Source organism: Arthrobacter senegalensis (assembly GCF_059091765.1).
In genome coordinates, this window is the sequence record NZ_JBNHGZ010000001.1 from 1,078,711 (window position 1) to 1,091,934 (window position 13,224).

The 13,224-nt window shown below is 70.2% G+C and carries 8 protein-coding genes, 1 pseudogene and 1 riboswitch; of the genes and pseudogenes, 1 reads left to right on the plus strand and 8 read right to left on the minus strand.

All coding sequences use genetic code 11. The annotated features are described in order from the left end of the window. Positions 1-59: 59 nt before the first annotated feature. Together AC5RVG_RS05075 and AC5RVG_RS05080 are read right to left on the minus strand one after the other, a co-directional pair. The gene (locus AC5RVG_RS05075; protein WP_494012938.1) at positions 60-1,364 is read right to left on the minus strand and encodes an MFS transporter; all 1,305 of its coding nucleotides are present in this window, start codon (positions 1,362-1,364) and stop codon (positions 60-62) included. 355 nt (positions 1,365-1,719) lie between these two features. Beyond that, positions 1,720-3,066, minus strand: coding sequence for an NAD(P)/FAD-dependent oxidoreductase (locus tag AC5RVG_RS05080; protein WP_494012939.1), 1,347 nt, complete (start codon positions 3,064-3,066; stop codon positions 1,720-1,722). A gap of 256 nt (positions 3,067-3,322) precedes the next feature. Here AC5RVG_RS05080 and AC5RVG_RS05085 point away from each other — a divergent pair, with 256 nt between their 5' ends. Then, positions 3,323-3,973: a hypothetical protein gene (locus AC5RVG_RS05085; RefSeq protein WP_494012940.1), complete on the plus strand. Its 651-nt coding sequence runs from the start codon at positions 3,323-3,325 to the stop codon at positions 3,971-3,973. On the opposite strand, the gene AC5RVG_RS05090 is transcribed toward AC5RVG_RS05085, so the two are convergent. From AC5RVG_RS05090 to AC5RVG_RS05115, 6 genes and pseudogenes are all read right to left on the minus strand, one after another. Next, positions 3,970-5,397, minus strand: coding sequence for an L-serine ammonia-lyase (locus AC5RVG_RS05090; RefSeq protein WP_494012941.1), 1,428 nt, complete (start codon positions 5,395-5,397; stop codon positions 3,970-3,972). The genes AC5RVG_RS05085 and AC5RVG_RS05090 overlap by 4 nt on opposite strands. An 87-nt stretch (positions 5,398-5,484) precedes the next feature. Next, entirely contained in the window at positions 5,485-6,636 is a 1,152-nt protein-coding gene (gcvT, locus tag AC5RVG_RS05095; protein ID WP_494012942.1) for a glycine cleavage system aminomethyltransferase GcvT, read from the minus strand. 15 nt (positions 6,637-6,651) lie between these two features. Then, a complete protein-coding gene (gene gcvP / locus AC5RVG_RS05100; protein WP_494012943.1) occupies positions 6,652-9,531 on the minus strand; it encodes an aminomethyl-transferring glycine dehydrogenase in 2,880 nt (959 codons plus the stop codon). 171 nt (positions 9,532-9,702) lie between these two features. Continuing rightward, a riboswitch (glycine riboswitch) is annotated at positions 9,703-9,802 on the minus strand. Positions 9,803-9,927: 125 nt separating this feature from the next. Beyond that, positions 9,928-10,440, minus strand: a complete 513-nt coding sequence (locus tag AC5RVG_RS05105; RefSeq protein ID WP_494012944.1) for a mycothiol transferase — start codon at positions 10,438-10,440, stop codon at positions 9,928-9,930. Between the two features lie 131 nt (positions 10,441-10,571). Next, a pseudogene (locus AC5RVG_RS05110) lies at positions 10,572-11,620 on the minus strand (S66 family peptidase). Between the two features lie 36 nt (positions 11,621-11,656). Beyond that, a complete protein-coding gene (locus tag AC5RVG_RS05115; protein ID WP_494012945.1) occupies positions 11,657-13,162 on the minus strand; it encodes an MFS transporter in 1,506 nt (501 codons plus the stop codon). Positions 13,163-13,224 lie beyond the last annotated feature (62 nt).

The following is a 13,224-nucleotide window of genomic DNA, read 5'->3' on the forward strand; positions in this document are numbered from 1 at the left end:
ATTCACCAAGCTACCCGAGGCGACCCGTCGGCTGCCCCGGACCGGTCGGGCCAGGCAGGTCAGCGTACGACGCCGGCGCGGTTGCCGTAGGTGCGGAGGGCGACGGCCAGCACCGAACACAGCAGGTAACCGGCGCCCACCAGCAGCCAGCCGGTATCGAAGCTGCCGGTGGCCTCCAGCAACAGGCCCATGAGCAGCGGACCGGCGGCGAACCCGGCATACATCCCCATCGAGACAATCCCGGAGGCTGCTCCGACCCGTTCGGCCGCAACCACGCGCATCACCCCGGCGATCACCACCACGTTGGTGCCCAGCACGGTGGCCCCGTGCAGGACGACGCCCACCCAGAGCAACGCCGGGATTCCGAGCGACCCCGCGGCCAGGAAGGCCCCCGCTCCGCCGAGCGCCCCGATGCCGAGCAGGATGAGCAGCGTGGAGGCCCGCACGCCCTTGGCCATGCGCCGCCCCCACAGCACCCGGGAGGTCACCCCGACGACGCCGGAGACGCCGGCTGCCACGCCGCCCATGACAAGGCTGAAGTCCAGTTCCCGCACGGTGAACAGCGGCAGGTAGACATTGGTGGCCTGCATGCCCAGGCCGGACAGCAGTGCGTAACCGGCGAACAGCCACACCGAGAGCGGGAACCGGGCCGGCGCGCCGGCGTCCTCGGTTTGCTTCGTGCGGCCCGTGCGTCCCGGCGGGGCCGCCGCGGTGCTTGCGCCAGGTGGGGCTGGGGTATCGCCCGGCGGTGTGGCGGACGGCGCCGCGTGGGCGGGAGGCCCCTTCGCCGCCGTCGTTTCGGTGCCCCGTTCCGGGAGGTGGCGGAGGCCGTAGAGCAGCAGCCCGACGGCGACGACGGCCGCCAGGGCGGTGGCGCCTTGCCAGCCGGCCCAGAGCGCGGCGACGGGGAAGAACAAGCCCGAGAACAGCTGGCTGCCCTGGACGCCGGACTGCTTGACCCCGATCCAGCCCGGGCGCTTGGGTGCCGGAACCTGGGTCATGATGATCCGGTTCGTGGTCGGGTTGGAAATGGCCTGCGCGGGGCCGGCCAGCAGCGCGGCAATCACCAGGACCAGGTAGTGGTGGGACAGTGCGGCGACCACCAGGGCCACCGCCGTGCCGGCGAAGATCAGGATCAGCTGGGCGCGGCTGGAAATCCGGTCGCTGAGTTTGCCCAGCCACATGCTGGAGACCGCGGCGCTGGCGAAAATGGCCGTGGCCAGCAGGCCGAATTGGCCCTCGCTGATGCCCAGGTCGTCAATGACCAGCGGGCTGACGGTGCTCAGGCCGTAGTTCAGCAGCGGGCCGACGCCCATGGCGCAGGTCAGGACGAAAAGCAGTGCGCCACTGGGGTGTTTGGACATACTGCTCTCCTCGCTGCCCGGGTGGGGCTCCGTCCAGCAGGCTACTCCCCGCGCCGAACTTCCGGCGGCAGGCTTCGCAGCAGAAGGGTCTCCCGCCGTAACAATGGAGAGTTGGCTCACGTTTGGCGGCGCCGGCTGGACTCGGCCGCCCTCGTGGTGCCAGGGCGGACGCGGGAGGGCGCGGGCATGGAGGGGGCTTCCGCACAGCCGGCGGGCAGCCGCGGAGCCACCGGCGGCGACCCGGCACCAACTCAGCCGGCAGCCCGGGCCAGCGCCCTGCCTGCGGCCTGTCCGACACCTTGCTCTTGCCCGGGCCCTTCCTGCGGCCTGCCGGCCCGCCTGCTTGCCCGGAAGCCTACGTCCGGCCCTTCTGCGTGCCGGCGTGTGCCTCCACGAAGGCGCGGCGCGGGTGCTGGGTCGCGCCCATCGATGTGATGTCCCGGCCGCCGAACACCAGCGGGCTCCAGCCTGCCAGCAGGCGCCACTTATGGATCCAGGTGGGCAGCGCCAAGGCGTGGTAGCCCATGGCGGCGTACCAGGCGGGCTTGCCCTTTAGCTCGTAGCCGAAGATCTTCGCGGCGCCCCGGCCGACGCCGTAGGTCGCGACCGTGCCCAGCGATTTGTGCCGGTACTCGGCCGGCGGCCGGCCTTGCACGGCGTTGACCACGTTTTGGGCGAGCAGCTTGGCCTGGCGGACCGCATGCTGGGCGTTCGGCGGGCAGTAGGCCGGCTGCTTCTCCGCTTCCAGATCGGGTACCTGGGCACAGTCGCCGGCGGCCCATGCGCCTTGCACTACCTGGCCGGCATCGTCGATGACCTGCAGCCGGGCGTTGGCGTTCACGTGTCCCTTCGGGCCGCGCGGCACGTTTGTGTCGTCCAGCACGGGATTGGGCTTCATGCCGGCCGTCCAGATGATGAGACCGGCCGGAATGCGCTCGCCGGTACTGAGCTCGGCCACCGAATCCTCGCAGGACGGCATGGTGGTGTTCAGCCGCACATCGATGCCGCGCTGGCGCAACTGGCCCAGGGTCCACTCCGAGAGAAGCGGTCCGACCTCGGGGGCAACCCGGTCCAGCGCCTCGACCAGCACCCAGCGCAACTGCGAACGGTCCAGCTCCGGATGCGCGTCCACGGCGAGCTTGGACAGGTCGCTCAACTCGGTCAGGGCCTCGACGCCGGTATACCCTCCGCCGACCACCACGAACGTGAGTGCCCTGGCCCGTTCCTCCGGGTCGCTCGTGCCGGCGGCCAGGGCCACGTTGTCGAGCACCTTGTCACGGCAGTAAACGGCCTCTTCCACGGTCTTGAACCCGATGCCGTGCTGCTCCAGCCCAGGCGTGGGGAAGGTCCTGGTGACCGCACCGACGGCGAAGACCACATGGTCGTAGGCCACCGAAAATTGGTCGCCGCCGAGCTCGAGCAGCCGGGCGTTCTTCGCCTGGACGTCCAGTGAAACCAGCTTGCCGCGGACGATGTCCACCTTCTTCAGCGCGCTGCGGAGGTTGACCGTGACGATCCGCGGTTCGATTTCTCCGCCGCCCACCTCCGGCAGCAGCGGCTGGTACGTCATGTAGGAGTTGGGCTCAACCACCGTGATCCGTGCCGACGACGGTCCCAGCCGCTTGCGGATTCCCCAGGCAGTATAGAGGCCGACGTAGCCGCCGCCCAGGATGAGTATGTGGGGCGTCGCTGAATTGGTCATGGTCCAGGTTTCCTCCCTGTTTGTCGACAGTGATTCGGTGGTCCTGGTGCATCCTTCGCCGGCAGGTGCGGGGCCGGCCTGCGGCCAGACTAGCACCGCCCCAGACGCAGCTGAACCCTCGGTCGGGCCCCGCTTCCGGCAGGGCCGCATTCGCCGGCCCGCTCCCCCGGCGTGCCCTGCGCGCCGGGCGCACGCGGCTGCCTACAATGTGCTCAGGTGCCCCTATTCGTGGGGCTGTCGTTGGGGAGTAGGAAGCGTGGAGGCGGCTAAGCACACCGTGCGCGGGCGGTCGCTCCGCACCTACCGCCGGGCCCGCGCCACGCTCTGCGGCGTCATGGTTTTCTGGCTCTGGCTGCTGCTGGGAGCCGCGGCCTTCGTGACCGGCCTGTTTGATTCCCCCGCCAAGGTTTTCCTGGCCATGTATGCCGGCGCCGTTGCCGTGTTGGTCTCCATCCCGGTCGCCTTGCTCGCGGCCATCCTGATGGTGCTCAACCGGCCCGAGGCGGGTGGCCGGCGCCGGGCTGCCGAACGGCTTTCGGCCGCGGCACGCGCCGCCGGCCCGGCGATCTCCGCCCTGCCATGGGCGGAGGCCGCGGGTCGTGCCAAGGAGTTGGGCGGCAAGATTGCTCCCGCTTCGCGCAGGATTGGCGCTGCCGCCAAGTCCGGTACGGGGCGGCTGCGCGCCGGTGCCGGACAGTGGCGCGGCGTCGCGGGCCACCGGCCGGGGACACCGCGTGCGCCGCAGCCCGCACCTACCCGGCCGCAGCCCGCCGAACGCCCGTCCGCCGACCTGCTCGGTGCCCGAAAGCCGGTCGTCCCGCGCCGGCCGCCGATGCCCCCGCGGCGTCCCGCGGGCCCGCCGGCCGTGCGCCCGTCAGGACAGGACCTGGAGGACGTGGCCTCCTAGCACTCCACGACGTTGACGGCGAGGCCGCCGGTGGCGGTTTCCTTGTACTTGTCGCTCATGTCGCGGCCGGTCTCGCGCATCGTGATGATGACCTCGTCCAGCGACACCCGGTGCGTGCCGTCCCCCATCAGCGCCATCTTGGCCGCGTTCACGGCCTTGGCGGCACCGATGGCGTTCCGTTCGATGCACGGGATCTGCACCAGCCCGCCGATCGGATCGCAGGTGAGCCCCAGGTTGTGCTCCATCGCGATTTCGGCCGCGTTTTCCACCTGGGCCGGAGTTCCGCCGAGGATTTCGGCCAGTCCCGCGGCAGCCATCGACGAGGCTGAGCCGACTTCGCCCTGGCAGCCGACCTCGGCGCCGGAGATGGAAGCCTGCTCCTTGTAAAGGACCCCGATGGCACCGGCGGTCAACAGGAACTTCACGACCACCTGCTCCTTGTCCTCGCGGCTGGCCTGTTCCATGCCGGGTGCGTAGTGCGTGGCGTAGAACAGCACGGCGGGGATGATGCCGGCGGCCCCGTTGGTGGGCGCGGTGACCACCCGCCCGCCCGAGGCGTTCTCCTCGTTCACCGCCAGCGCCACCAGGTTGACCCATTCCTGCCAGTACTTGTGGTCCCGGTCCGGGTCTTCCTTGCGCAGCCGCTCATGCCAGGCGGGGGCCCGACGGCGGACGTTGAGTCCGCCGGGCAGCTCGCCCTCGCGGCGGATGGCCGAGTCCTTGCACTCCTCCATCACGTTGTAAATGTGCACGAGTCCGGCCTCGATCTCTTCCCGCGGGCGGGAGGCCTCCTCGTTGAGCATCATGATGTCGCTGATGGCCAGGCCGGTGCTGCGGCAGTGCTCCAGCAGCCCCGCCGCCGTGCGGAACGGATAGGGCAGCTGCTGTTTGGAGGACTCCAACTCCTCCCGGGCGGCTTCCTCCTCGCCGCCGCGGACAATGAAGCCGCCGCCCACGGAGAAGAAGGTGGCTTCGTGCAGAATCCGTGCCTCGCCGTCGTCGCTCGATTCCAGCACCTGGAACCTCATGCCGTTGGTGTGCCGGGGCAGCACGGTCAGCGGGTGCAGCACCATGTCCTGCACCCCGTAGTCCAGGGGCCGGGCGGCGGCGCCGGGCAGTTCCGCCCCCAGCCGCAGCCGGCCGGACGCGGCGATGTCTGCCAGCCGCTCCTCCACCTGGTCGGGCAGGATGTGCTCCGGTTCGAAGCCCTCCAGCCCCAGCAGCACGGCGGTGAACGTCCCGTGCCCGCGACCGGTGGCGGCGAGGGAGCCGTACAGGTCCACGCGCAGCCCGTTAACCCTGTCGAGCAGGCCGGCGTCGGCCACCTCCCGCACGAACGCGGAGGCGGCCCGCATCGGGCCGACCGTGTGCGAGCTGGAGGGACCGATGCCTACGGAGAAAAGGTCGAAAACGCCTACGGCCATGTCATCCCTTTCCTGTTTGAGTGGAGAGGTGCGGCGGCGCCGTCCCCGCGGCCGCGGGGACGGCGGCACCCTGAAAGCGGGTGAGGACTACTTCTCCCGCCGGTAGAACGGCAGCCCTACAACCTCGAACGGTTCGGGCTTGCCGCGCAGGTCGATGTCCACCCTGGTCCCGGGTTCGGCATACTCGGCGTCCACGTAGGCCAGAGCCACCGGATAGCCGAGGGTGGGGCTGGGCTGGCCGGAGGTGACCTCGCCGATGGTCCGGCCGTCTTTCAGCACCGGGTAGTGGGAGCGGCCGGCGCGCCGGCCAAGCCCCTTGAGTCCCACGAGCTTGCGGGCCGAGCCCTTCTCCTTCTGCGCCTCGAGGGCGCCGCGGCCCACGAAGTCGCCGTCCTTCTTCAGCGCCACCACGCCGCCCAGGCCGGCGTCGAACGGGCTGGTCTCGAGGGTGAGCTCGTTGCCGTACAGCGGCATGCCCGCCTCCAGCCGAAGCGAGTCGCGGCAGGCCAGCCCGGCCGGCAGCAGGTCGGCGCCCCGCCCGGCTTCCAGCAGGGCGTTCCAGAGCGCGGCCGCGTTGGTATTCGGGACGTAGATCTCGAAGCCGTCCTCGCCGGTGTACCCGGTCCGGGCCAGCAGCAGCTTCAGCGGCGCCCCGGACACCGTGAAGTCCACCTCGTCGGCGGCGTAGTACTTCATGTCCCGCACCGTGCCATGCTGGTTGGCGGGCACCAGCTGGAGCAGGATTTCCACGGACTTCGGTCCCTGCACTGCCACCAGCGAGGTCTCGGCCGTGGCGTCCTCCACCGTGGCGTCGAAACCTTCGACCCGTGCGGCGAGTTCCGCGGCAACCGTCGGGGCGTTGCCGGCATTGGGCACCACCAGGTAACGGTCCCCGTGCTGGTCGGCGGGACGCCGGTAGATGATCAGGTCATCGATGATGCCGCCGTCGGCGTTGCAGATCAGCGAATACTTGGCCCGGCCCTCGGTGACGGCGGAGAGCTTGCCGACGAGTGCGTAGTCCAGGAACTTCCCGGCCTCCGGGCCGGTGACCCAGACTTCGCCCATGTGGGAGAGGTCGAACAGGCCGGCGCTGTTGCGCACGGCGCGGTGCTCGGCCAGTTCGCTGCTGTACTTCAGCGGCATCATCCAGCCGCCGAAGTCGGTGAAGGAGGCACCCAGCCGCTCGTGTTCCTCGTAGAGCGCGGTGTGGCGGGGCATGGTGGTGGTCTCGGTAGTCATGCGGTGCTGACCTCTCTAGTTCTCGAAGGCTTCGGGCGGCGGGCAGCTGCAGATCAGGTTGCGGTCGCCGCCGGCGCCGTCGATCCGTCCCACCGGGGCGAAGTATTTGTCCACTTGCAGGCCCGGTACCGGGAAGGCGGCCTGCTCCCGGGTGTACGGCCGGTCCCAGTCGGAGCTGACCACGGCGGCGGCGGTGTGCGGGGCCAGGCGCAGCGGGCTGGCGTCGAGCGGGAAGTCGCCGGCGATCACCTGGTCGATTTCGCCCTTGATCGCGATCATCGCGTCGATAAACCGCTCAATCTCCGTCAGGTCCTCGGACTCGGTCGGCTCCACCATCAGGGTGCCGGCCACGGGGAAGGACAGGGTGGGCGCGTGGAAGCCGTAGTCGATCAGGCGCTTGGCCACGTCCTCGGCGGTCACCCCCGACTTGGCGGTGAGTTCGCGCAGGTCCAGGATGCACTCGTGCGCGACCAGCCCGTCGTTGCCGGTGTAGAGCACCGGGAAGTGCTCGTTCAGCCGGGCGGCGACGTAGTTCGCGGCCAGCAGGGCGCTCTTCGTTGCCTCGGTCAGGCCCTCGGCCCCCATCATGGCCACGTAGGCCCAGGAGATCGGCAGCACGCCGGCCGAGCCGTACTCGCTGGCCGAGACGGGCACGCCCTTGCCTTCGTGTTCGGCCAGCGCGGCGTTGCCCGGCAGGAACGGCACCAGGTGTTCGGCCACCGCTACCGGCCCGACGCCGGGGCCGCCGCCCCCGTGCGGGATGCAGAAGGTCTTGTGCAGGTTCAGGTGGGAGACGTCGCCGCCGAACTTGCCCGGCTGCGCGAGTCCTACCAGCGCGTTGAGGTTGGCCCCGTCGATGTACACCTGCCCGCCGGCGGCATGGACCGCCTCGCAGACGTCGCGCACGTCGGCGTCGTACACGCCGTGCGTTGACGGATAGGTGATCATGATGGCCGAAAGCGAGTCGGCGTTCTGGTCGATCTTCGCGCGCAGGTCGGCGTGGTCGATGGTGCCGTCCGGTGCCGTGGCGACCACGACAACCTTCATGCCGGCCAGCACGGCCGAGGCGGCGTTGGTGCCGTGCGCGGAGGCGGGGATCAGGCAGACGTCGCGCTGGTCGTCGCCGTTGGCCAAGTGGTAGCGGCGGATGGCGAGCAGGCCGGCGTATTCGCCCTGCGAACCGGCGTTGGGCTGGATGGAGACGCCGGCGTAGCCGGTGATCGCCGCGAGTCGTTCCTCCAGATCGGTGATCAGCTCGCGCCAGCCGGCGGTCTGGCTGGCCGGGGCGAACGGGTGGATGGACGCGAATTCCGGCCAGGTCATCGCCTCCATTTCCGCCGTCGCATTCAGCTTCATGGTGCACGAGCCCAGCGGGATCATGGTCCGGTCCAGGGCCAGGTCTCGGTCAGACAGCCGGCGCAGGTAGCGCAGCATCTGGGTCTCGGAGCGATGGCTGTGGAACACCGGATGGTCCAGGTAGGAGGAGCTGCGCAGCAGCTCCTCCGGCAGCTCGAAGCCGGCGTTCCCGGCCGTTTCGGCGGTCTTGCCGGCGGCGTCCTCCACGCCGAAGGCCTCCGCGACCAGGGCGAGGTGCTCCGCCGTCGTCGTTTCATCGGCGGAAATGCCGACGTGGTCGGCGTCGATGCGGCGCAGGTTCACGCCCTTGGCCTCGGCGGCGGCGGCGATCTCGGCGGCCTTGCCCGGAGCCTTCACCGTGAGGGTGTCGAAGAACCGGTCTGCCGCCAGCGCATACCCGGCGCCGGTGAGCACGCCTGCCAGCGTGCGGGCGGCCTCATTGGCGTGCTGCGCGATCGCCTTCAGGCCCTCGGGGCCGTGGTAGACGGCGTACATGCTGGCCACGACGGCCAGCAGTGCCTGCGCGGTGCAGATGTTGGAGGTGGCCTTCTCGCGGCGGATGTGCTGCTCGCGGGTCTGCAGCGCCAGGCGGTAGGCGGGGCGGCCGGCGTCGTCCTTCGAGACCCCCACCAGGCGGCCGGGCAAGGAACGCTCCAGCCCCTTGCGGACGGCCATGTAGGCGGCGTGCGGGCCGCCGAAGAAGAGCGGCACGCCAAAACGCTGGGTGTTGCCGACGGCGATGTCCGCGCCCTGCTCGCCCGGCGGCGTGATCAGGGTCAGCGCCAGCAGGTCGGCGGCCACGGTGACCAAGGCGCCGCGCTCCTTGGCCTGCGCGATGACCGGAGCCTGGTCAAACACCCGGCCGGAGGCTCCCGGCTGCTGCAGCACGATGCCCGAGATGTCGCCGTCCGGCAGGCCGGCGGAGAGGTCGGCAACCTCTACGTCAAAGTCCAGCGCCTCGGCCCGGCCCTTGACGACGGCGATGGTCTGCGGCAGCAGGTCCGCGTCCAGCACGGTCTTGCCGGCGGACTTGGACTTGTTGGACCGGCGCATCAACAGCACGGCTTCGGCCACTGCGGTGGCTTCGTCCAGCAGGGAGGCGTTGGCGATCGGCAGCGCGGTGAGGTCCTGGACCATGGTCTGGAAGTTCAGCAGCGCCTCCAGCCGGCCCTGCGAAATTTCCGGCTGGTACGGGGTGTAGGCGGTGTACCAGGCCGGGTCTTCCACCACGTTGCGGCGGATCACCGGCGGCGTGATGGTGTCGTAGTAGCCCTGGCCGATCATCTGCACGGCCGTCACGTTCTTCGCGGCGAGGGCGCGCAGGTCCCCCAGGACCTGGGACTCGCTGCGGGCGGCGGGCAGCGCCAGCGGTTCCTGCTGGCGGATGTCGGCGGGCACGGCCGCGTCCACCAGCTCGTCGATGCTGCCGTAGCCCAACTGCTTGAGCATGGTTTCCGCGTCGTTCCGGCGCGGACCGATGTGTCGGTCGGTGAAGGAGGCGCTGCCGGGCCGGGTAGCGCTGGTGGACTTAGCCGTCATGTGAGGAACTCCAGTTATCCCCGGCTGGGCTGACCATGCCGGTAGTGAAGGGTTCCTCCCCACTCTGTGACTGAACCTGAGAGATTCCGCAGGCTGTGGCCCAAGGGGCCGCCTCCTGCTTGCACCGTCGGTGAGCCGGTCCTGAACGGTCCGGCTGCTTTCCAGAGTTGCCTCTTCGCGGCGGTACAGGGGCCTGAGAGATTCCTGGGGAGGTATTGCTCCTACGGCGCCTGCTGACTGGTACCCAGCAGGACTCTCCCGCCGCATGTCGAAGGCTGTATGCAGTTGTACTGACTCCTTGAATGGTAGTCCAGCGGCTGGCGCGCAACAAGGCGGCGACGCCCGACGGCGCGGCTTGCGGCCGCCGCGGGGGCGCCGGAACCCGCGTGGCCGCCGCTAGGCATCGGTGCGCGAGAGCATGCCCTTCACGTAGGCGGCCTGTCCGACGTGCTCCAGGCAGTCGTCCAGGACGCTGACCAGCCGCACCCCCAGGCTGACGTGCGGGTCCCACCGGGTGTCCACGATCCGGTCCAGGTCATCCTCGCTCAGTCCGGCCAGATACTCCAGGGTGCCGGCATGGACGTCGTCGTAGTAGCCGCGCAGCAGGTCGGCCGATTCGACCCGGACGGCCGCCACCTGCTGCGACGTGTGGCCGTAGCCATGGTCCTTCCGGGGCAGCGGCAGGTCGAACCGCTCCGCCCAGCCGGTCAGCCAGTACTGGTCCGTGCCGGCGACATCGGCAATATGGTCGTCCTGGATGCGCGTCAGATGCCAGATAAGCCAGGCAATCGAGTTGCTGTCACCGCCGGGCCGGGCGGCCAGTTGTCCGGCGTCCAGCCCGTCCAGCACGGAGTGGACGCGCTCCTGGATCCTGCCGTAGGCATCTGCGAGCAGGTCGTTGAACTTCATGGCGCCTCCCGCCGGTCGACTGTGGCGCCAGCTTACCGGCCGGGGCCACGGCGAGGAATGCGTGCCTGCCCGCAGGCGCGGGGACGCTCACGCAGCCGCGCATCCGTCGCCCGGACCGCCTGCCTCAGCGGTCAACTGTAATCGGCCGTGATGGTTCGATCCCGGCCATTGAGCCGCATTGTCCCTCCGTAGGGCACGATCCATTGCGGACGGGTATGGCCGAACGGGACTCCGATGCAGACGACGGCCGGGTCGTTGTAGCGCTTTATCTCGGCGAGGACTGCATCGCGTTGCGCGGCGCGGAGCCGGGCACGCTCCTCCGCTGGCGGGACGGTACCGTGACTGCTCACCGGAGGCCGGGCGACGAGCACTCCTTCCACCGCCGAGAGGACGCCCCGTTCCCCAATGCCCGGACCCATCTCTTGACCCACGCTGCCGGAGGCAACTCCTCACTGGTTTCAACAATCAGGATCGACCCCTCGAGGGCTCCCAGGGGCGGCAGCCGATCGGCCATGGCCAGCTGATCGATGACTTCCAGGCACCCGCCCCAGGTGCGGCCGGTCGCTTCCCGCTCGGGCCCCGCCCACGTCCACGGCTGCGTGGGTTCCCGTTCACCGAAGTTGACAAGGGCTTGTGGCGTCAGCCAGTCCGGCCCGAAGTCCTCGGACTCGCCTGGGTCAACAATCTCCAGCTCACCGCCCTTAAAGAGCGCTGCCTTCAGCGACGCGAGGTGCTGGTCGTCAATGTGCGGCCCGGCTCCGAGGTGCACCTGGGTCGAGCCCCCGTAGTAGCCTGCTATCCCGACCGACCACAGCCAGTTCAAGAGGTTCGTGTTGTCGCTGTAGCCCATGAAGATCTTGGGGTTCGCGGCGGCGAGACCGGCGTCCAGATGGGGAATGAGGGCTACCTGGTCGTCGCCGCCGATGGTCGCGAGGATGGCCCGGATGGCCGGGTCGGACAAAGCGGCGTGCAGATCCGCGGCGCGTTCCGCGGCGGAAGCGCCAAGCTTCCGGGTCGTCGGGTATTCCACAGGGACCAGTCCCGTTTCGGCGCTGAGTCGACGCATCGCCTGCTCGTGGACATCCGGCGCGAACCCGGGGGCAGCAAAGGACGGGGAGAGAATCGCGACCCGGTCACCGGGCTCAAGCTTGGGCGGGGACACAAGGGCATGGCTCGGCATTTCCCCATCCAACCACGCGCTGTGCCTCAGCGGCCGCTATCCATCCCGGGCCGAATCCTCCAGATAGCGGGGCCGGCCCACGATGACCAGGCCCACCGCCAGGATGAGCAAGGCACCGCCCAGCAGGCCGAAGGAAGCACCCCAGCCGCCGCTGGCCTCGCGCAGCAGCCCGAACATCAGCGGGCCGGCGCAGGCGACCGTGTAGCCGATGCCTTGCGCGAACCCGGAGAGCAGCCCCGCGCCGGCCGTGGTGCGGGTCCTGAGGTTCACCAGCAGCAGGCCCAGCGCAAAGGTGCCCTGGCCGAGCCCCGCCAGGGTGATCCACAACCAGGTGCCGAACGAGGGTGACAGCAGCAGCCCGGCGTATCCGGCCGTGTAAAAGCCGATGAACAGCAGGCCCAGGCCCAGGGGATTGCGCAGCCGCCCCGCGATCAGCGGCACCAACAGACTGGTGGGCAGGCCCAGGATGGCGTAGTAGGCCAGCATGGTGCCCGCCGTCGGGGGCAGCATCCCGCTGTCCACCAGCAACGGCGGCAACCACGTGAACATGGCAAACGTGTTCGACAAGGTCCCGGCGAACACCAGGGCCAGGCCCCAGGCGACCGACGAGCGCCAGACGCGGACCGACGTCGTCCCGACGGAACCGGCCTCAGCTCCCGCTGCGGGCTCCGAGGCTTCCGCAACGGGCGGCCCGTCGGCTCCTGCGGGGCCGGCCGCAGGGCCGGGGACGGTCACCGCCCCGGGGCCGGCAGCGCCGGGGCCGGCCCCCGTACCGAGACTCACGGCAGGCCCGGAACCGGCCGGCTGCCGGGCGCTGCCCTCATCGGGCGGGAGGATGTCCAAGCCGCCGGGCCGGTAGGGCTGCAGCACCAGGCGCGCGGTGCGGCGGCGCCAATGTTCCGTCCACGCGGTCATCAGCCACGGCACGAGGGCGGCCGCGCTCACGGCCGCCCACACTCCGATCGAGAACCGCCAGCCGGCAGCCTGCTCAAGCGGCACGGCAAGCAGCGGGCTGAGCGCCGTACTGGCCGCCAGCAAGGTCACGTAAAGCGCGGTGATGAGGCCGATCCGGTCCGGGAAATAGCGCTTCACCAGCGGCGGCAGCAAAATGTTGCCGATCCCGTAGCCAACCATGGTGAGGCCGGACAGGACCAGGAACGCCGGCACGTCGGAGGCCAGCGCACGGCCCAGTTGGCCGACGGCGGCCATGCCCAGTGCCACGAGCAGCAGTGCTTCCATGCCGATCCGGCGCATCAGCAACGGAACTGCGAACCCGGCAGCGGCGAAGGCGGCGGTCGGCAGCATGCCCAGCACACCGGCGGAGGCCGTGCCGAACGGCAGATCCGCGGCAATATCCGCCAGCACCGGCGACACGCCGGAGACGGCCAGCCGCAGGCTGAGCGCCAGCAGCAGGACGCCGACGAGCACGGTCAGCCGGCCGGCAAACGGGGCAGGCCGCCGCGGGGCGGGGCTGGCACCCTGAGGCGGTGGGGAATCCGGGCTCGGTGGGGCGTCGGCGGTCAGTTGTGCGGGCGAGGGCAAGCGTGGTCCATGGGTCGAAAGGCCGGGCGGGCGGCCGGGATCAAAACCGGCCGGGAATCACT